Origin of the sequence: Alloyangia mangrovi (assembly GCF_002300555.2) — a bacterium.
In the GTDB taxonomy this organism is placed as follows: domain Bacteria; phylum Pseudomonadota; class Alphaproteobacteria; order Rhodobacterales; family Rhodobacteraceae; genus Salipiger; species Salipiger mangrovi.
On sequence record NZ_NTHN02000062.1, the window covers coordinates 1 to 18950 of the forward strand.

Below are 18950 nucleotides of genomic sequence, written 5' to 3' on the forward strand. Positions count from 1 at the left end.
CGAGCGCCCGGACCAGCCGCGCGGCCCACTCCGCCAGCGTGGTCACGGCGGTCCGCTTCGGTCCCCAGCCCTGGTCGGAGAGGTTCAGCGCGGCGCCGAGCGCGGGGCGGAGGATCTCGGCGCGGTCGCCCTCGTAGCTCACGCAGAGCAGGCCGGCGCGCAGCGCTGGCAGCTCCGCCTTGAACGCGGCCAGATCGCTATCTTCAGGAAGCGCTTCGATCTTCGCCTCGAGCTGGGCCAGCACCTGCCGCAGGCGCAGCGCCAGCGCGCAGTCCTGAAGGTCGCCGGGGAAGGCGCCCTGGCCGAGGTATTGCGCATAATCCGGCGCCTGCATCAGCGACTGGAAGGCGTGCAGCAGTGGCGGCACCGCGCTGCCCGCCTCCGCTGTGCCATGCGCCAGCGCGCCGGGGTCTATCTGCAGTTCGAGCGAGGCGCGGTGGATCGCCTTGGCGGCGGTCTCGGGGATCAGCCCGGCCTCGCCCTGCACCTTGGCCAGCGTGCCCGCCACGATCATGATCGCCCGGACCTCGGCGCTGTCGGAGAACAGCTTGGCGAGATCCCCGGCGGGAAAGAGGCGGTGCAGGTGGGCGCTGTCGAAGGGCGTGGCGGACATGGGTCAGCTCCGGGCGATACGGTCCAGAAGGGCGGCGAGGCCCTCGGGGTCGGACAGGAAAGGCGAATGCGCGCTGCTCATGTCGTAGACCTCGTCGCTTGGCAAGACCGACGCCATGGCACGCTGGTGGTCGGGGGGCACCGCCATGTCCTGCGAACACAGGATGTAGCTGCGCGGCAACCGCTCGACCTGGCCGGTGAGCGAGACCCGCTCCTTCTGGGTGAGGATCGGCTGCGGCGTAAGGTGCCGCGCGGCGCGGTCGATGAGTGCGGCGGGGCAGTCGTGGTAAAATTTTTCCCGGATCATCTCGGGGTCGAAGTGGAAGGTCGCGCCTCCCTCGTCTCGGCGGATCGCTTCGTTCAGCGGCTGGTCGGGCCAGGCGCGGCTGAGGCTGGTGACGCTGTCACCGTCGCCGGGCAGGAAGGCGCAGAGGTAGATGAGCCGGGCGAATTTCTCGGGATGCAGGTCGGCCGCCTGTGTCGCTGGCACGCCGGACATGGAGTGGGCAACGACGATGGTCGGCGCGTCGAGTGCGGCCAGGATGGCATCGACGTAGCTCTTCAGGGTGACCTCGTCGCGTGGCGTTGTGTCCGCGCCATGGCCGGGCAGGTCGATGGCGCGGGCCGCGTGGCCGCGCTCTTCCAGCGCCGGGACCACGTCGCGCCAGCACCAGGCCCCGTGCGCGGCGCCGTGGATCAGCAGGAAATTCGCCATCAGATGTGCCCCTGTCCCTTGAGGAAGTCCGTGAGAATTCGACCGTACTCGGCGGGTTTCTCGATGAAGGGAAGATGTCCCGCGCCCCGGATCAGCGCGAATTGCGAGCCGGGCACGAGGTCGGTCGTCTCGCGCACCATGTCGGGCGGGGTGGAGCCGTCCTCGGTGGCGGCGATGCCGAGCAGCGGCAACCGCAGGCCCGAGGTCGGGGTGAGAAAATCGGTCCCGGCGATGGCGGCGGCGCAGCCCATGTAGCCCTTCTTCGGCGTGCGGGTGAGCATGTTGCGCCAGGGTTTGATCGCCTCCGAGGTGCGGAAATTGCGGGTGAACCAGCGCTCCAGAACGGCATCCGCAATGGCCTCGACGCCACCTTGCGCGACCTCGGCGATGCGGGCTTCCCAGATCTGCCTTGTACCGATCTTGGCAGCCGTGTTCGACAGCACCGCGGCCCGCACGAGGTCGTGGCGCTTGGCCGACAGCCCCTGTGCCACCATGCCGCCGATCGACAGGCCGACGAAGACCGCGTCTCGGAACCCCGTCTGCTCCATCAGCCGTTCGGCATCGCGCACCAGCGCGCCCATGGAATAAGGCGGCTCGGGGCAGTCCGACAGGCCATGTCCGCGCATGTCGTAGCGCAGGATCCGCAGCCCCTCGGGCAGGTGCGGCAGCAGGCCGTCCCAGAGCCGGAAGTCGGTGCCGAGCGAATTGGCCAGCACCAGCGGTGCGCCCTCCTCGGGGCCGTCGATGCGGTAGTGAAGTCGGACATCGCCGAGATCGGCCATGAGCATGGCGGGGCCTCCGTTGTACTTGCTGCGGACCCTATCGGGCGGGGCAGCAAGAGGGAAGGCGATCGGGCAGGCACATCCCATGCACTGTCCGTGCACCGTCCAAGCGCATCACGCGGCACCGGCGCAGATTGACTCCCGCGCCTCTCGCCTGCTAGCAGGCGCGCCTTGATGGCATACGAAGAGGCGCGGGGACACCAATGGCACGCAAGAAGGGTCGCGACATTTCCGGCTGGCTGATCGTCGACAAACCGGCGGGCATGACCTCGACCTCGGTGGTCAACAAGGTCCGCTGGGCGCTGGCGGCGAAGAAGGCCGGCCACGCGGGCACGCTCGACCCCGAGGCGACCGGCGTTCTTGCCGTGGCTCTGGGTGAGGCGACCAAGACGGTGCCCTATATCACCGACGCGATGAAGGCCTACCGCTTCATCGTGCGTCTGGGGCAGGCGACCAACACCGACGATGCCGAGGGCGAGATCCTGCGTGAGAGCGCCGAACGTCCGTCCGACGAGGAGATCAAGGAAGCGCTGCACCAGTTCGTCGGCGACATCCAGCAGGTGCCGCCGCAGTTCTCGGCGGTGAAGGTGGATGGCGAGCGCGCCTACAAGCGCGCCCGTGACGGCGAGGAGATGGAGCTTTCCGCCCGTCCGCTCTTCGTGGAATCGCTGATCATGCTCGAGCGTATCGATGCCGACCACGTCGAGCTCGAGATGGTCTGCGGCAAGGGCGGCTACGTGCGCTCCATCGCCCGCGACCTCGGCGAGGCGCTTGGCTGCTTCGGACACGTGCTGCGCCTGCGCCGGGTCTGGTCCGGGCCTTTCGAGGCCTCGGACGGGATCACCGTCGAGCAGATCGACACGCTGGCGAAAACGCCCGAGCTCGACGAGAAGCTGCTGCCGCTGCAGGTGGGTCTTGCCGATCTGCCCGAGCTGCGCTGCACTCCCGAGGGCGCGGCGCGGCTGCGCAACGGCAACCCCGGCATGGTCATCCCCGGCGAGGCCGAATACGGCGATGAGGCCTGGGCATCGTTCCAGGGCAAGCCGATCGCCGTGGGCATCTTCAAGGCCGGCGAGCTGCACCCGAGCCGGGTATTCAACCTGGACTGAGGCTCAGCCCAGCATCTTCAGCCAGCGCCGCAGCGCGTCCAGTGACTCGGGCTCGTCAAGGAACGGCACGTGGCCGCGGCCGGGGATCTCGGCAGCGATCATGTCGGGGCGGCGGCGCTGCATCTCGGCGAAGGTCTTGGCGGTGAGGAGCGTCGAGCCGTCACCCCGCAGGGCGCAGAGCGGCAGCCCTTTGAAGGCATCGAAGAGCGGCCAGAGGTCCGGCGCGGGCTGCGCGCCCGCCTCGAGCACCGCGTCTCGCAGGCGCGGGTCGTACTGGATGCGCAGACCCTCGGGCGCCTCGCGGTAGAACTTCGTCACCTCTTCCATCCAGCGCCCCGGCGGCACGTCCCTGAAGGCGGTCATCCCCAGGGCCATCTTCTCGGCGGCCTCGTCGTAGGTTTTCCACGCCGGGTTGCGCCCGATGTAATCCTTGATCACCGCGAGCCCTTCGCCTCCGATCTCGGGACCGATGTCGTTAAGGGCGACGCCGAGCAGGCGCTCCTTCACCGTGGCCGCCAGCACCATGGCGATCAGCCCGCCGCGCGAGGTGCCGAGCACCGCCACCTGCTTCAGCCCGAGGTGGTCCATCAACTCCACCGCGTCGCGCCCCTCGATGGGGATGGTATAGCTGGCGTGGTCGGTCCAGTCCGACTGGCCGCGGCCGCGGTAGTCCATGCGGATCAGGCGCACTTTCGCAGGGTCGAGATGCGGCGCGAGGTAGTCGAAATCCCTCCCGTCGCGGGTCAGCCCGGCAAGGCAGAGCAGCGGGATGCCGTGGCCCTCGTCGGTGTAATGGACCTGCAGGCCGTCGGAAGTGGTAAACTCGGGCATCACAGAAGCTCCGGTATTGTGGTCAGATCGCGCATCACGTGCTGCGGGCGGCCGGGCAGGCGGTCCACGGGCTCGCCCGCGCGGTTGACCCAGACGGTGTGAAAGCCGTAGGCCGCCGCGCTGCCCGCATCCCAGCCGTTGGAGGAAACGAAGAGCACCTCGCCGGGTTCCGTGCCGAAGCGCTGACCGACGAGGTCGTAGACCGCGCGGGCGGGCTTGAAGACCCCCACGTCCTCGACCGAGAGCACGGCGTCGAGGTAGCCCTCGATCCCGGCGCTGGAAACCGCGCCCTCGAGCATGTCGGGGCTGCCGTTCGACAGGATCGCGCAGGTCTGCCCCTGCGCCTTGAGGGTGGCGAGAAGCTTCGGCACCTCGGGGTATGCCGAGAGTTCCCAGTAGAGCCCGAGCAAGGTTTCGCGCAGCTCTGGGTCGTCCAGCCCGTGACGCTCCATCGCCCAGTCGAGCCCGTCCTGTGTGACCTGCCAGAAGCTGCAGTGATCGCCGGTCACCGCGCGCAGCCAGCTGTATTCGAGTTGCTTGCGCCGCCAGTCGGCGGAGAGGGCGGGCCAGACCCCGGCCAGCGCCTGCTGTCCCGGCGCCTCGGCGGCGCGGCGGGCGGCCGCCGAGACGTCGAAGAGCGTGCCGTAGGCGTCGAAGACGCAGGTGGTGATCTTGCCGGCTTGGGTCATGGGTCTCGCTGTCCTCCTCGCGATCCGGCGCAGGGTGGCACGGGGAAGGGCCCGTCGGAAGGGTGAATTTGTCGAGGTTTGGAGGGGTGGATAGGCGCGCGTGAGGACGTCCGGACATCCTCTTTGCATTCCGGGGCGGGGATGCTTAGGTTAGAGGGGAGAGCAAACGAGCACCCGCCGCGACAGGTGGCCTCGTCCCATCCACAGAACTTTCCCAAAAGATCGGAGAACCCCATGACGCAGGTCAAGACCGGCGACACCGTCCGTATTCATTACACCGGCACCCTGAATGACGGCACCACCTTCGACTCCAGTGCCGGCCGTGATCCGCTGGAATTCCAAGTCGGCTCGGGCCAGATCATTCCCGGCCTCGACAAGGCGATGCCTGGGATGACCGTTGGCGAGAAGAAGACCGTCGAGGTCTCCTCCGAGGAAGCCTATGGCCCGGTCCACGCCGAGGCGCGCCAGGCCGTGCCGCGCGCCGACATCCCCGACAACATCCCGCTCGACCTGGGCACCCCGCTGCAGATGCAGACGCCGACCGGCCAGGTGGTGCAGGTGACCGTGGTCGAGGTGACCGACACCGAAGTCACGCTCGACGCCAACCACCCGCTCGCGGGCAAGGACCTGACCTTTGCCATCGAGTTGGTCGAGATCGCCTGATCGGTGCCGATCATTCGGGGCTGCGGCTCCCGTTGAATTGAAAACGGCGCGGGGTTTCCCGCGCCGTTTGGCGTTTCTGGCGGCTCCCGCCCTTACTCAAGCGTCAGGATCGTCTGCCCGGTGGTCTTGCGCGCCTCGAGCGCGCGGTGGGCCTCGGCGACCTCGGCCAGCGGGAAGCGCTGGTCGATGCGGATCTTCACCGCGCCCGAGGAGACCTTGCCCATCAGCATCGCGGCCATCTCCTGGCAGGCGACCGGATCGGCGATATGGGCAAAGAGCGTCGGCCGGGTGACCTTCAGCGAGCCTTTCTGCGCAAGGATGCCGAGGTTGAAGGCCTCGACCGGGCCGGAGGCATTGCCGAAGGAAATCATCATTCCGAGCGGTTTCAGGCAGTCGAGCGAGCCCATGAAGGTCGAGGCGCCGATGGAATCCATCACCACGTCGACACCCCTGCCGTCAGTCAACTCGCGGGTGCGCTTGGTGAAATCCTGGGTGTTGTAGTTGATGCAGGCATCGGCGCCATGGTCGAGCGCCAGCTGGCACTTCTCGTCCGAGCCGGCGGTGCCGATCAGCCGGATCCCCTCGGACTTGGCCCATTGGCAGGCGATGAGGCCGACGCCCCCCGCCGCTGCGTGGAAGAGCACCGTATCGCCCTTCTTGAGCGGCGTGGTGCGGTGGAAGAGGTATTGCACCGTCATGCCCTTGAGCATCATCGCCGCGCCATCCTCGAAAGAGATGTCGTCAGGCAGCTTGCAGACCTGCGCGGCGGGCATCACCCGCACCTCGGTATAGGCGCCCGGAGGCATGGCGGCATAGGCGGCACGGTCACCGGGGGCAAGATGGGTGACGCCTTCGCCGACGGCCTCGATCACGCCCGAGGCCTCCATGCCGAGCGCATGGGGAAGCTGCAGCGGGTAGAGGCCCGAGCGCTGGTAGCAGTCGATGAAATTGAGGCCGCAGGCCTTGTGGCGGATGCGGATCTCGCCGGGCCCGGGCTCGCCCACCGGCCAGTCGACCAGCTTGAGCGCCTCGGGGCCTCCAGTTTCCTCGATGATGACGGTGCGCGCTGTCTCGGCCATGGGCCTGTCCTCCTGTCTGGCGTTTGCGCCAGACCCTGCGACGCGGCGCGGGCGGGGGCAAGGGGGCATGTCGCCCGGGCGGGCGCGTCTCATCGACGTGATTCACCGCGAGCCTGTTTCGTGCTAGGCTGGGGAGATACGCGCGGCCGGCCCGTCTGGTCTTCGGCGCGTGCCAGGACCAGACCCGCGATTGGCGCTGCGCGCGACGCCAAGGGAGGAGGCTCATGGCACAGACACCTCATACGATCGGAAACCCGCTGAGCTGGGCGGCACAGCAGCTGTCGGCGGCAGGCACGCATGTGTCCGCCTCGACCCGGGAATTGGGAATGGACCACGCCCACACGCCGCGCCGGGTGCGGACCATGGCGATGTCGGACATCTCGGAGTCGCTGCGCGCCGGCTGGGAAGACTTCAAGGCCTGCCGCAGCGACGTGCTGTTCATCGTGCTCATCTACCCCGTGATGGGGCTGCTGCTGATGGGCATGGCCTTCCACCAGGCACTGCTGCCGCTGATATTTCCCATGGCGGCAGGCTTTGCCATCCTCGGGCCGATGGCGGCGGTCGGGCTCTACGAAATGAGCCGCAAGCGCGAGATGGGGCTCGAGGCGAGCTGGCGCGATGCCTTCGCGGTGCTGAGCTCGCCGGCTTTCGGGGCGATGCTGGTGATGGGGCTCTATCTCATCGCGCTCTTCTGCACCTGGATGCTGACGGCGCATTTCATTCACTTGGTGACCATGGGACCGGCAAAACACGAGAGCATGGGCGCCTTCCTCGACCAGGTCTTCAACACCTCGGGCGGTTGGTGGATGATCGTGCTCGGCTGCGGCGTGGGCTTTGTCTTCGCGCTGGTGGCGCTGGCGGTCTCGGTGGTGTCGTTCCCGCTGCTGCTGCACCGGCACGTGGGGGCGCCGGTGGCGGTCATGACCTCGGTGCGGGTGTTGCAGAAGAATCCGGGCGTGGTCCTGACCTGGGGCGCGCTGATTGCTGCGCTGCTGGTGCTGGGCTCGCTGCCGATGCTGCTGGGGCTGATGCTGGTGCTGCCGCTGCTCGGCCATGCGAGCTGGCACTTCTACCGCCGCGCGGTGGCCTGAGAGATCGGCTCGGCAGTTTTGGGCTGTCGAGCCGGAACCGTTGGTCAGGCGACCTTGAGAACGATCTTGCCGATGTGGGTCGAGCCTTCCATGCGGGCATGCGCCTCGGAAGCCTGGTCCAGCGCGAAGTCGGAATCCATCACCGGGGCGACGCGGCCCGCCTCGAGCAGCGGCCAGACTTGTGCGCGCAGCGCCTCGGCGATGCGGGCCTTGGCGAGATCGCTCTGCGGGCGCAGGGTCGAGCCGGTGATCGTCAGCCGCCGCATCATCACTTGCGCGAAGTTCAGCTCGGCCTTGGGGCCCTGCAGGAAGGCGATCTGCACGAGACGCCCCTCGTCGGCCAGCGCCTTGACGTTGCGCGGGATGTAGTTGCCGCCGACCATGTCGAGGATCAGGTTCGCGCCGCCGAGGCCGCGCATCACCTCGACGAAATCCTCCTCGCGGTAGTTGATGGCGCGCTCGGCACCGAGCGTTTCGCAAGCGGTGCATTTGTCGGCCGAGCCCGCGGTTGCGAAGACCCGCGCGCCGAGGGCGCTGGCGAGCTGGATCGCCGTGGTGCCGATGCCCGAGGAGCCACCATGCACAAGGAAGCGCTCGCCCGCCTGCAGCCCGCCGCGCTGGAAGACGTTGCTCCAGACGGTGAAGAAGGTCTCGGGCAGGCAGGCGGCTTCGCGCAGCCCCATGCCGGCTGGCACGGGAAGGCAATGGGCGGCTGGGGTCGCGACATACTCGGCGTAGCCGCCGCCGGGCAGCAGGGCGCAGACCTGCTCTCCGACCGCGGGCCAGCTGACGCCGGGGCCGGTGGCGATGACCTCGCCCGAGCATTCGAGCCCGGGCAGGTCGGAGGCGCCGGGCGGCGGTGCATAGCTGCCCGCGCGCTGCAGCGCGTCGGGGCGGTTCACCCCGGCATAGGCGACGCGGATCACCACTTGCCCGTGGCCGGGTTCGGGAACGGGGCGCTCGGTCAGGCGCAGCACCTCAGGGCCGCCGGGCTGCGAGATCTCGACGGCGCGCATGGTCTTGGTCATCGGAAGTCCTGTTGTCTGTCGTGCGGGAAGGGCAGGGGGCTCAGCGCGGCGCGGTCCAGCCGCCCGGCAGACCGTGGCGCGGACTCTTCGGGGCGCGCAGCCTGCCGAGCATCTTCTCGGGACCGGCTGCCAGCATCTTGCCCAGCACCGGGGTGCCGCGCACCTTCGCCTTGGTCTTTTCGAAGCGCATGACGTCCTCGATCCGGCGGTCGAGGAATTCCCAGGTGGCGTGACTGTCCGGCGAATCGTCACCCAGCCAGTAGAGCACCGTCGAGGAATAAACCGCACTCAGCGTGGCGCGCTTGGTGTACCAGTTGAAATCGCGCGAGCTGTCGCCCAGTTCGGTCCAGATGCGGTCGGCGGTGCCCCAGATCAGCTTGGCGCCATCGGCCGCATATATCGGCAGGGCAAAGAGCGCGGTGCCGCGGCGCACCGCCTCGCGGTCGTCCACCGCCTCGATCCGGGTGCGCACGGCCAGCGCCACGCGGTCGCGAAAGCGCATCTCGGACTGGTCGATTTCCTTGAGGCGCGCGGACATAGCCTCGTCGCCGCGGCGGTGGAATGCGATCGCCATGTCCACCGCACCGCGCGGATAGAGTCCGCGGGCCACCACCGGGTCAACCCCGGCATCGCTTGCCGCCGCGCGGAAGGTCGCCTCGGACCAGCCGTCGAAGGCGACATGGTTCAGCGCCGCATCCAGCAGGCGCCCGATAATTTTTTCACTCATGGGGCCTCTCCTTCGACTCAATGGGTAGGAGTCTAGACAAGATTGGCAACCCTTGCTATAGACCGGCTTCCTGCAATTTCCTTGCAACTCAAAACTAGAAAGGTGGTGAAAACCACATGCAGGTTAGTGTTCGCGACAACAACGTCGATCAGGCGCTCCGCGCCCTGAAGAAGAAGCTGCAACGCGAAGGCGTGTTCCGTGAAATGAAGCTTCGGCAGCATTTCGAGAAACCGTCCGAGAAGAAGGCTCGCGAGAAAGCCGAGGCCGTCCGCCGCGCCCGCAAGCTGGCGCGCAAGAAGGCTCAGCGCGAAGGTCTTCTCTGAGTTTACGCTCTTGAGACCGTTCTCGTGAGGTCAGGCAGCTGACCTTCCGACACGAAGAAGTTGACGACCCCCGGGGCTCTGCCTTTCGGGGGTTTGTCGTATCTGGGGGCAGGCCTGGGGCCTGGCGCGGGCGGCTCGATTCCGCCAAAGGAAAACCCCGGGCGCGGAGCCCGGGGTTTTCCTTTGCAACCGGCGCAGTCGCTGGCCGTCAGCTCGGCCCGATCATGAAGCAGGTGACTTGCCGGGCCTGCAGGCGGCGGCAGGCAAGATCCGCGGTTTCGCGGGTGAGACCCATGAAGTTCGCGTCGAAGCCGCCCGAGCGGTCGACGACCTTGCGCAGCGAGCCGTCCAGCGTGGCGGTTTCCATCAGCGCCGTCTGCAGCAGCACCTTCTCGGCAGCATAGCGGCTGGGGTAGCGACCGACGTTGATTCCCCAGTGACGGCCACCCGAAGTCGACACGCGGGTCACCACTTCCTGCGCCGCGGGTTCGGCGGAAGCGACGGCGACTGCCGCAGGCTCGGGTTCGGCGACGACAGGTGCCGTGGTCGGGGCAGGGGCGCTGGCAAGGGCCACCGCCTGCGGCCGGCGCACGGGCTTGATCGAGGAATCGGGCGCGATGCCGGTGTCGCCCTCGGCGACCACCATGGTTTCGGCGACTTTTGCGATGTCGATCGGCTTGGGAGCCTCGGAGACGGCGGGGGCGACGGCGGCCACCTGCACCGATTCCAGAACGCTGGTGATGTCATCCTCGACGCCGGCGACCAGCGGCGCCACGTCGGAGCTGGTCACCCCGGGGCGGATTTGCGGGCGCAGGCTCTTGGAAACGGCCGCGGCTGCAACGCGGATCGACTTGCCGCGCAGGCCGGAATCATCCGCCTCGGCGCTGGCCACGAGCATGTCGGCACCGCCGCCGACGCGGCCCATGTAAGGCGGCTTGGCCGGGCGGCGCAGCGCGACGTTGGTGGCGGCGCGCTTGAAGCCGAGGTCCAGCAGTTCGGCGCTCTTGGCGTTGCGGGCGGCGGTGGAGGTGCCGCCGAAGACCACCGAGATGATCCGTTCGCGGCCGCGCTCGGCAGAGGCGACGAGGTTGAAGCCCGCGGCGCGGGTGTAGCCGGTCTTGATCCCGTCGGCACCCTTGTAGGCGGCAAGGAAGCGGCGATTGGTGTTGGCCACCTCGCGCATGCCCGCATCCGTGGTGCGGCGCGAGAAGAGGTTATAGTAGCCGGGGTAATCATACAGGATGTGCCGGCCCATGATTGCCATGTCGTGCGCCGTCGACAAGTGGCCGTCGGTGGTGAGGCCGTTGGCGTTCTTGAAGGTCGTGCGGGTCATCCCCAGAGCCTTGGCCGTGCGGTTCATACGGCGGGCAAATGCGGCTTCGGAGCCCTCGATGGCCTCGCCGATGGCGGTGGCGGCGTCATTTGCGGATTTCACCGCGGCGGCGCGCACGAGGTAGCGCAGCGCGATCTTCTGGCCGGAGCGCAGGCCCAGTTTCGAGGGCGGCTCGGCGGCGGCATTCTTGGAGATGGTCACCATGGTGTCCATCGTGATCTCGCCATGCTCGACTGCCTCGAAGGCGATGTAGAGCGTCATCATCTTGGTCAGCGAGGCCGGGTGGAGGCGGGTCTCGGCGTTTTCGGAAAAGAGGACTTCGCCCGATCGCGCGTCCATCACGAGGGCAGCGTATGGGGCAGCCCAAGCGCCCATTGGCCCCACGAGGGCAAGCCAAATGAATGTGAGAATATACAGGCCTGCTCGGCCCGGTCGCTGCCTGCGCCGTCCCGTCACGTTTCTCGCCTTCTCTGCCTCTCGCCTCCGGTTTTCCGGTGGCCAACTGTTCTAGTTTGCGAAAACGGTACCACGCGTTCTGCAAAAAATAAAGTCTGCAATGCCTTGATTTTCTGTCGTTATCTGGATCGTGAATTCCTTCATTTTGTGGGATTTCACGCGACTCACCACTATATGGGCGATTGCGGCGCGAATGCGGCGGGGCGGCGCAATGTCAGGCGCGACCTTGGGTCATTCGATCGACTCCACAAGCTGGGCGAGCGCGCCGAGGTCGGGAATCTCGCAAAATCGCGGATGGTCGAGCTTTTCGTCGTGCTCGAGGCTCCAGGCCAGGTCCTGCGGCACGAAGACCCCCCCAACCGCCCGCGCGGATCGCCGGATTGACGTCGGACTTCAGCGAGTTGCCGACCATCATCGAAGCCTCGGGCCCGCCGGGGCTGGCGCCGAAGATACGGGCGTAGGTCTGCGGCTGCTTGTCCGAGACGATCTCGACCGCGTCGAAGAGCTCGCCCAGGCCCGAGGCCGCCAGCTTGCGCTCCTGGTGCAGCAGGTCGCCCTTGGTGATCAGCACGAGGTGGTGCTCCGGGGCCAGCGCCGCGACTGCCTCCCGCGCGTGCGGCAGCAGTTCGACGGGGTGGGCGAGCATGTCCTGCCCGGCCTCGAGAATCTGCCCGATGACTGCGCCCGGCACGCGGCCCTCGGTGACCTCGATGGCGGTCTCGATCATCGACAGTACGAAGCCCTTCACGCCGAAGCCGTAGTGGCCGATGTTGCGTTTCTCGGCCGCGAGCAGCCGGGCGTCGAGGTGGTCGCGCTCGGCATGATCGGCGAGCAATTCGGCGAATCGCTCCTGCGTCAGGGTGAAGAAGCGCTCGTTGTGCCAGAGCGTATCGTCGGCATCGAAGCCGATTGTTTGCAGTTTCCGGGCCATATTGTCGCCTCTTCCCGCCGCGGGTCTTTCCTCCGCGGCTCCTTGGATTTATATAGACCCTTCAAAGCCGGAACCGCAAAGCACACGCAAAGCAAAAGCGTCCCCGAGATGATCCAGTCCGTCACGGCCCAAAAACTCCGCATGTCCGACCCGAACGACCCCCGCGATGGCGAGGGCGATGCCGGTGTCGTGCTGCAGACCAAGCCCAAGACGAAACGCCCGCCGCTCTACAAGGTGTTGCTGCTGAACGACGACTACACGCCGATGGAATTCGTCGTGCATGTGCTCGAGCGGTTCTTCGGCATGACCCATGCGCAGGCTTTCGAAGTGATGCTCACCGTCCACAAGAAGGGGGTCGCGGTGGTTGGCGTGTTCAGCCACGAGATCGCCGAGACCAAAGTGGGTCAGGTCATGGATTTTGCCCGGCGTCACCAGCATCCGCTGCAATGCACCATGGAAAAGGAGTGATCCGCCCCCCCCGCGGCGGTTCTGCCATGTCTGATACCCGATTGAGTTTCGCGCTCGAGGGAGGTCTCGACCTGCCCTCCGAGGGGCGCATCCTGCTGCTCGGCGCGCCGGGCGATTTGAACCTGGGCGATTTCGATGCCGACGATCTGCCGCGCGAGCGCTGCACCGTCGTCCAGCGCCTCGCCCCCGATTACGCTGCCTGGGAGCGCCGCGGCTGGACTGTCGCACTGGCGCCCGAGGGCGATTTCGCCGCCGCCATCGTCTTCCTGCCGCGCGCCCGCGACCGGGCCGAAGCCTGGATCGCCGAGGCCAATGCCGCCGCCAAGGGTGGGCTGGTCATTGTCGACGGCCAGAAGACCGACGGCATCGACGCCTGCCTCAAGGCGCTGCGCAAGCGCACCGAGATCCTGGGACAGGTCTCCAAGGCGCATGGCAAGACCATCTGGTTCGCCGCCAGCGACGCCTTTGCCGACTGGGCGAAGGGCCCGGCCCAGCTGCCCGGCGGGCAGTGGACCGCACCCGGCGTGTTCTCGGCCGACGGGCCGGACCCGGCCAGCGAAGCGCTGCTCGCGGCGCTGCCCGAGAAACTCGGTGCCAATGTCGCCGATCTCGGCGCGGGGTGGGGCGGGCTGTCAAATGGCATCCTGCGCCGCGAGAAGATCGCGGCGCTGCATCTGGTCGAGGCCGATCACGATGCGCTCGACTGCGCGCGGCGCAATGTTACCGACCCGCGCGCGAAGTTCCACTGGGCCAACGCGCTCGACTGGCGCCCGCCGGCCTTGCTCGATGCGGTCGTCATGAACCCGCCGTTCCACACCGGGCGCAAGGCCGAGCCCTCGCTCGGGCAGGCCTTCATCGATGCGGCCGCTCGGGTGCTGAAACCCTCGGGCCAGCTCTGGCTGGTTGCCAACCGGCACCTGCCCTACGAAACCCGGCTTGCCGAACGCTTCCGCAACGTCGACGAAATTGCGGGGGACACGCGGTTCAAGATCCTTCACGCTTCTCGCCCGGGGCGCTGATCGCGGCTAGCTTGGCGCAAACATTCAAGGGATTCCCATGAGTTTTTCCATCGAAGGCAAGACCGCCATCGTCACCGGCGCCGCCAATGGCGTGGGCCTTGCGATCGCGCGGCACTTTGCGGCACGTGGCGCCAACGTCATGTTCGCCGACATGGACGAGAACCGGCTGGCCAAGGAATGCGGGCAGGTCGATGAAGAGAGCACCATGCGCTACTTCGCCGGCGACCTGCGCGAGAAGCTGACGCTGGCCAACCTGCTCTCGGCGACGCTCGACGCCTATGACCGGGTCGACATCCTGGTGAACGGCGCGCGGCAGATCCTGCCGACCAACGTGCACGACTGCGAGGATGCCTCGCTCGAGACGATGATCGGCCAGAACCTTATGCCCGCGATGCGGCTTAGCCAGATCGTCGCCAAGCGCATGATCAAGCAGGCCGAGGGGCAGGAGATCCGCTGCGCCGGCTCGATCATCAACATCTCGTCGATCGCCGCCGCGCGCACCAACCCGCACCTGCTGGGCTACTCGGTCTCGGTGGCGGCGCTCGACCAGCTGACCCGTTCCATGGCAGTGTCGCTGGCCGACCAGAAGATCCGGGTGAACTCGGTGGCTTTCGGCTCGCTGATGTCCTCGAGCCTGAAGAACATCCTCAAGGAGCACCCCGGCTACCGCGAGGAGATCGAGAAGCACACGCCGGCGGGTCGTATCGCCGGGCCGGACGAGGTCTGCGAGGCGGTGCAATTCCTCGCCTCCGAGGCCTCGGGTTTCATGACCGGCCAGATCATGACCGTGGATGGCGGCCGCACGCTGATCGACCCGGTCGGCACGCCGATGCACTGAGCCGGGGCGGGGGGGATGCAGATGAGCGACGTATTCGACGAACGCAAGGCGCGTGCCTCGGCCTGGTTCCGCGCGCTGCGGGACGAGATCGTGGCGGCCTTCGAGGGGCTGGAGGACAGCCATTCCGAGGGACCGCTCTCGGACGCGGCGCCGGGCCGTTTCGAGGTAACACCCACCACCCGCACCGCCGACGACGGCAGCGACGCGGGCGGCGGCCTAATGAGCGTGATGCGCGGCGGTCGGGTGTTCGAGAAGGTCGGGGTGAATGTCTCGACCGTCTATGGCACGCTCGGCGCGGCGGCGCAGAAGTCCATGGCGGCGCGTGGTGTGCCGGGGATCGAGGCGGACCCGCGCTTCTGGGCCTCGGGCATTAGCCTTGTCGCCCACATGCAGAACCCGCACGCACCTGCGGTGCACATGAACACCCGGATGTTCTGGACGCCGGGCGCCTGGTGGTTCGGCGGCGGCTCGGATCTCAACCCCTGCCTCGAGTACGATGAGGATACGGCGCATTTCCACGCGATCCAGAAAGCCTACCTCGATCCGCACGGCGCGGCGCTCTATCCCGAGCTGAAGGCCTGGGCGGACGAGTATTTCTACATCCCGCACCGCAAGCGGGCGCGCGGCGTCGGCGGCATCTTCATGGATGACCGCAACACCGGCGACTGGGAGGCGGATTTCGCCCTGACGCAGGACATCGGCCGAGCCTTCCTGCCGGCCTACCTGCCGCTCGTCGAAAAGCGTCGGACCATGGGCTTCGGCGAGGCCGAGAAGAACGCGCAGCTCGTGCATCGCGGGCTCTATGCCGAGTACAACCTCGTCTACGACCGGGGCACGAAGTTCGGCCTCGCTACCGGGCATGATCCCGACGCGGTGCTGATGAGCCTGCCGCCGCTGGCGAAATGGGTCTGACCCCCGACTGACATTCCGATCCGCCCCGCCCCCCCCCGGCGGGGCGTTGCTTTTCAGGGGCGCATGGGGGTGCCTCGGGGTGCATGCAGGCTGGCGCGCCACGCGCAAACGCTGTATCGGGCAGGCCAACCCCTATAGGAGAGCACGAGATGGCCAAGACCTGGACCGCCTTCACCAAGCTGAGCGACAAGACCGCTGCCGAGGCCCTGGGCGAGGCCATCGAAGAGATCGATCCCGAGCCCATCGGTGTGGGCGTCTTCGAGATCGAGGACGGCTCGGGCACCTGGGAGATCGGGGGCTATTTCCTCGGCAAGCCGAACGAGGTGGAACTGGCGCTGCTCGCCGCCGCCTTCAACGCCGCGCCTTTCGTGATCTCGGAAGTGCCGGATCAGGACTGGGTCGACAAGGTGCGCCGCGAGCTGACCCCGGTCGAGGCCGGGCGCTTCTTCGTCTACGGATCGCATGACGCCGACAAGATCCCCGAGGGCGCCGAGCCGCTGCTGATCGAGGCCGCGATGGCCTTTGGCACCGGCCACCACGGCACCACGCTGGGCTGCCTGCGGGCGCTCGACCGGCTGGCCAACGAGGGCATGGTCGGCCAGAACGTCGCCGATATCGGCTGCGGCACCGCGGTGCTGGGCATGGCCGCCGCGCGCATCTGGCCGAACCCGGTGATCGTGTCGGACATCGACGAGGTCGCCGTGGAAGTCGCCGAGGCAAACGTCCGGGCCAACGACCTGACCGACAAGGTGATCTGTGTCGAGGCCGCCGGCTTCGGCCACCCGGACCTTGCTGCCCGCGCCCCCTTCGACCTTGTTTTTGCCAATATCCTCAAGCAGCCGCTGATCGATTTGGCCCCTGATATGTCAGCGCATCTCGCCCCGGGTGGCTACGCGATCCTCTCGGGCATCCTGATCCGTCAGGCAGACGAGGTCGTCGAGGCCTATGCCGCACAGGGCGTCGAGCTGGTGCGCCGCGACGAGATCGGCGAGTGGGTCACGCTGACTCTGCGCAAGCCTTCGTGAACTAAACGCGGCGCAATTGCCGCGTTAATGCCTCAATTTTGCCGTGCTTCCCGAGCAAATGCGTCTTGTATTTGTATGGTATCGAGGGGTTTCGCGGTATGGAAAGCGCTCTGAGAAGTTTCGAGCGTCGCCAGCGTGCTGTGACGCAAAAGCACCGCAAGCTGGCCCGTGGCTATGTCACCAGGCTCAACCGGAACGGCGTGATCGAACACAAGCCGCTCCGCAAGGTGAAGCTGCCGCGTCTCGGCGGTCTTCTGATCGCGCTGATGTGCTTCCTGGTTTTCAAGGGCGCGATGCTCGCCAGCCTCGGCGTGGCGCATTACGGCGAGCACGTCGCCCTGCTGACCGACGGCAGTGTTGCCGACAAGCTGGGCGCTTGGGTGCTTGGCGTTGATCCTGTCACGCTGTGGATCGGCATGCTTCTTCAGGGAATCTTGGCCTGAGGCCTAGGGGCCTCGGCCCCGCCCTCTGCCCGCAGCCGGGCGGATCGCCGCCAGACGGACATAAGAAAGGCCGCTGTCCCGAACAGGACAGCGGCCTTTATGCATGATCTCGGAAGAGATCAGCGGCGACGTGCAATCGCGGGGATGTCGGCGCGGGTCAGGCCGATATCGTCGAGTTCACGGTCGGTCAGAGCCATCAGGCTCTTGCGGGTCAGACGTGCGTCGTTCCACTCGGCAACCATGCCGAAGAGGGTAGCAAAGAGGCCGGCCGAACGGGGGGTCTCATCAGCGGCGACAGGCGCGAAGCCGGTGACGAAGACGTTGCCGATGCGACCTGCAAGACCGGCGGCGCCGGTGGCGTCGCGCGAGTAGTCATAAGCAGCCATGGGTCAGTGTCCTTGTCCTGAAGTTTTTAAAGTGCCTGAATTCTGAGCGGGAGATAGAGGCGCCGCGCATTTCTAACAACTGGTCAAAATTGCATGGGGGCTCTGCGGTTTTCACATAGCACCTAAATTGTGCAACAGCTTTGTAAAATAACCCAAAATTCAGGCAGATCATGTCGCGCTTCGACTGTGAGATGTCGCGTTTGACCTCCGAATGCGCCGTTTCCGTGCCCCGGCAGTCGCAAGCCGAAAAATGCAGGGGGGCGAGGGCTTGGCGGATGTTCGCGTTTCGTGCTAGTTCGGAGGCAGAAAAACAAGAACGGGCAGGCAAAAATGCGGGTGATCGGAATCGATCCCGGCCTCCGGCACATGGGCTGGGGGGGTGATCGAGGCGGAGGGCAGCCGCTTGCGGCATGTCGCGAACGGCACTTGCGATTCGGGGCCGGGCACGCTTGCCGCACGGCTTCTCACGCTCCACGAGCAGTTGACTGACGTGCTGCACCGCTGGCAGCCCGAGATCGCGGCAGTGGAACAGACCTTCGTCAACCGCGACGGGGCAGGCACGCTGAAGCTCGGTCAGGCGCGTGGCATCGCCATGCTGGTGCCGGCGCAATTCGGTCTCGAGATCGGCGAATACGCTCCCAACAAGGTCAAGAAGACCGTGGTCGGCGTTGGCCACGCGGAAAAGGCGCAGGTGGACCACATGGTCCGGATGCAACTGCCGGGCGTCGTCATCGACAGCCCCGACGCAGCGGATGCGCTGGCCATCGCGATATGTCATGCGCATCATCAGGGCGCGCAGAGAATGAAGGTGAAGGCATGATCGGACGGATTGCCGGACGGGTGGATTACAAGGGTGACGATCACGCGCTGATCGACGTCCGGGGCGTGGGCTACGTGGTCTATTGCTCCGAGCGGGTACTGATGACGCTGGCCCCGGGTGAGGCGGCGGCGCTCTACACCGACCTGCTGGTGCGCGAGGATTTGCTGCAGCTCTACGGTTTTCCCTCGCTGGTGGAAAAGGAATGGTTCCGCCTGCTGATGTCGGTGCAGGGCGTCGGCGCCAAGGCCTCGCTCGCCATCCTCGGCACGCTGGGGCCGGACGGGGTGAGCCGGGCGATCGCGCTCGGCGACTGGAACGCGATCAAGGCAGCCAAGGGCATCGGCCCGAAGACCGCGCAGCGCGTGGTCAACGAGCTGAAGGACAAGGCGCCGATGGTCATGGCCATGGGCGCGGGACAGGTGACCTCGGCGGATGACGTGGTGATCGAGGATGTGCCTGCGACAACACCCGCGCCTGCGGCCCGCAAGGCACCTGCGCCCAAGCCCAATGCCTCGGCGCAATCCGAGGCGCTGTCTGCGCTCGGCAACCTCGGTTACGCCCCGGGCGAGGCGGCTTCGGCGGTGGCGCAGGCGGCGGGCGAGGATCCCGAGGCCGCGACCCCCGCGCTGATCCGTGCTGCGCTGAAACTGTTGGCGCCGAAGGGATAATC

Annotated in this window: 20 protein-coding genes and 3 pseudogenes; 12 read left to right on the plus strand and 11 right to left on the minus strand. The window is 67.0% G+C overall.

The features are described 5' to 3' along the window. The 3 genes and pseudogenes from CLG85_RS23130 to pcaD all read right to left on the minus strand — a co-directional run. Window positions 1-613, minus strand: a pseudogene (locus CLG85_RS23130) (adenylosuccinate lyase family protein); the annotation flags it as partial. 3 nt (window positions 614-616) lie between these two features. Continuing rightward, on the minus strand, window positions 617-1327 hold the full coding sequence (locus CLG85_RS23135; protein WP_260350112.1) for an alpha/beta fold hydrolase: 711 nt from the start codon (window positions 1325-1327) through the stop codon (window positions 617-619). Beyond that, entirely contained in the window at window positions 1327-2115 is a 789-nt protein-coding gene (pcaD, locus tag CLG85_RS23140) for a 3-oxoadipate enol-lactonase (RefSeq protein WP_224844232.1), read from the minus strand. Before pcaD ends, CLG85_RS23135 begins: the two co-directional genes overlap by 1 nt. 197 nt (window positions 2116-2312) lie before the next feature. Here pcaD and truB point away from each other — a divergent pair, with 197 nt between their 5' ends. Continuing rightward, window positions 2313-3218, plus strand: coding sequence for a tRNA pseudouridine(55) synthase TruB (gene truB, locus CLG85_RS23145; RefSeq protein ID WP_260350113.1), 906 nt, complete (start codon window positions 2313-2315; stop codon window positions 3216-3218). Window positions 3219-3221: 3 nt separating this feature from the next. Here the strand turns inward: truB and CLG85_RS23150 are convergent, their stop codons facing one another. Both CLG85_RS23150 and CLG85_RS23155 read right to left on the minus strand, forming a co-directional pair. Then, window positions 3222-4049 (minus strand): alpha/beta fold hydrolase, encoded by an 828-nt coding sequence (locus CLG85_RS23150; protein ID WP_260350114.1) that lies wholly within the window; start codon window positions 4047-4049, stop codon window positions 3222-3224. Then, window positions 4049-4738 (minus strand): haloacid dehalogenase type II, encoded by a 690-nt coding sequence (locus CLG85_RS23155; protein WP_260350115.1) that lies wholly within the window; start codon window positions 4736-4738, stop codon window positions 4049-4051. Before CLG85_RS23155 ends, CLG85_RS23150 begins: the two co-directional genes overlap by 1 nt. A 234-nt stretch (window positions 4739-4972) precedes the next feature. On the opposite strand from CLG85_RS23155, the gene CLG85_RS23160 reads away from it, so the two are divergent. Next, window positions 4973-5401 (plus strand): FKBP-type peptidyl-prolyl cis-trans isomerase, encoded by a 429-nt coding sequence (locus CLG85_RS23160; protein WP_095883930.1) that lies wholly within the window; start codon window positions 4973-4975, stop codon window positions 5399-5401. A 92-nt stretch (window positions 5402-5493) separates the two neighbouring features. Here the strand turns inward: CLG85_RS23160 and CLG85_RS23165 are convergent, their stop codons facing one another. Then, a complete protein-coding gene (locus tag CLG85_RS23165) occupies window positions 5494-6480 on the minus strand; it encodes a quinone oxidoreductase family protein (protein ID WP_095883929.1) in 987 nt (328 codons plus the stop codon). Window positions 6481-6704: 224 nt separating this feature from the next. Here CLG85_RS23165 and CLG85_RS23170 point away from each other — a divergent pair, with 224 nt between their 5' ends. Then, the gene (locus tag CLG85_RS23170) at window positions 6705-7571 is read left to right on the plus strand and encodes a DUF2189 domain-containing protein (RefSeq protein ID WP_095883928.1); all 867 of its coding nucleotides are present in this window, start codon (window positions 6705-6707) and stop codon (window positions 7569-7571) included. A gap of 44 nt (window positions 7572-7615) precedes the next feature. On the opposite strand, the gene CLG85_RS23175 is transcribed toward CLG85_RS23170, so the two are convergent. Then, window positions 7616-8599 carry an NAD(P)H-quinone oxidoreductase gene (locus CLG85_RS23175; RefSeq protein WP_260350116.1) on the minus strand — a complete coding sequence of 328 codons (984 nt, stop codon included), beginning with the start codon at window positions 8597-8599 and terminating at the stop codon, window positions 7616-7618. Between the two features lie 40 nt (window positions 8600-8639). Continuing rightward, the gene (locus CLG85_RS23180) at window positions 8640-9326 is read right to left on the minus strand and encodes a COQ9 family protein (protein WP_095884306.1); all 687 of its coding nucleotides are present in this window, start codon (window positions 9324-9326) and stop codon (window positions 8640-8642) included. A 116-nt stretch (window positions 9327-9442) separates the two neighbouring features. Between CLG85_RS23180 and rpsU the strand changes: the two genes are divergently transcribed. Then, complete coding sequence (rpsU, locus tag CLG85_RS23185) at window positions 9443-9649, plus strand: 30S ribosomal protein S21 (protein ID WP_008885097.1); 207 nt, start codon at window positions 9443-9445, stop codon at window positions 9647-9649. 208 nt (window positions 9650-9857) lie between these two features. Here the strand turns inward: rpsU and CLG85_RS23190 are convergent, their stop codons facing one another. Beyond that, entirely contained in the window at window positions 9858-11321 is a 1464-nt protein-coding gene (locus CLG85_RS23190; RefSeq protein ID WP_260350122.1) for a serine hydrolase, read from the minus strand. A 348-nt stretch (window positions 11322-11669) separates the two neighbouring features. Continuing rightward, window positions 11670-12369, minus strand: a pseudogene (locus tag CLG85_RS23195) (HAD family hydrolase). Window positions 12370-12510: 141 nt separating this feature from the next. Here CLG85_RS23195 and clpS point away from each other — a divergent pair. From clpS to CLG85_RS23225, 6 genes are all read left to right on the plus strand, one after another. Then, on the plus strand, window positions 12511-12837 hold the full coding sequence (clpS, locus tag CLG85_RS23200; protein WP_176476647.1) for an ATP-dependent Clp protease adapter ClpS: 327 nt from the start codon (window positions 12511-12513) through the stop codon (window positions 12835-12837). A gap of 26 nt (window positions 12838-12863) precedes the next feature. Further along, a complete protein-coding gene (locus CLG85_RS23205) occupies window positions 12864-13856 on the plus strand; it encodes a class I SAM-dependent methyltransferase (RefSeq protein WP_095883157.1) in 993 nt (330 codons plus the stop codon). A gap of 37 nt (window positions 13857-13893) precedes the next feature. Then, entirely contained in the window at window positions 13894-14694 is an 801-nt protein-coding gene (locus tag CLG85_RS23210; RefSeq protein ID WP_095883156.1) for an SDR family NAD(P)-dependent oxidoreductase, read from the plus strand. Between the two features lie 21 nt (window positions 14695-14715). Then, window positions 14716-15606, plus strand: a complete 891-nt coding sequence (gene hemF / locus CLG85_RS23215) for an oxygen-dependent coproporphyrinogen oxidase (RefSeq protein WP_260350118.1) — start codon at window positions 14716-14718, stop codon at window positions 15604-15606. 149 nt (window positions 15607-15755) lie between these two features. Next, window positions 15756-16631 (plus strand): 50S ribosomal protein L11 methyltransferase, encoded by an 876-nt coding sequence (locus CLG85_RS23220; protein ID WP_095883155.1) that lies wholly within the window; start codon window positions 15756-15758, stop codon window positions 16629-16631. A 98-nt stretch (window positions 16632-16729) separates the two neighbouring features. Continuing rightward, window positions 16730-17074 (plus strand): hypothetical protein, encoded by a 345-nt coding sequence (locus CLG85_RS23225; RefSeq protein ID WP_095883154.1) that lies wholly within the window; start codon window positions 16730-16732, stop codon window positions 17072-17074. Window positions 17075-17193: 119 nt separating this feature from the next. On the opposite strand, the gene CLG85_RS23230 is transcribed toward CLG85_RS23225, so the two are convergent. Then, the gene (locus CLG85_RS23230; RefSeq protein ID WP_095883153.1) at window positions 17194-17460 is read right to left on the minus strand and encodes a DUF1127 domain-containing protein; all 267 of its coding nucleotides are present in this window, start codon (window positions 17458-17460) and stop codon (window positions 17194-17196) included. Between the two features lie 330 nt (window positions 17461-17790). On the opposite strand from CLG85_RS23230, the pseudogene ruvC reads away from it, so the two are divergent. Together ruvC and ruvA are read left to right on the plus strand one after the other, a co-directional pair. Then, window positions 17791-18280 (plus strand): annotated as a pseudogene (ruvC, locus tag CLG85_RS23235) (crossover junction endodeoxyribonuclease RuvC). Further along, window positions 18277-18948 (plus strand): Holliday junction branch migration protein RuvA, encoded by a 672-nt coding sequence (gene ruvA / locus CLG85_RS23240; protein WP_095883151.1) that lies wholly within the window; start codon window positions 18277-18279, stop codon window positions 18946-18948. Before ruvC ends, ruvA begins: the two are co-directional and overlap by 4 nt. Window positions 18949-18950 lie beyond the last annotated feature (2 nt).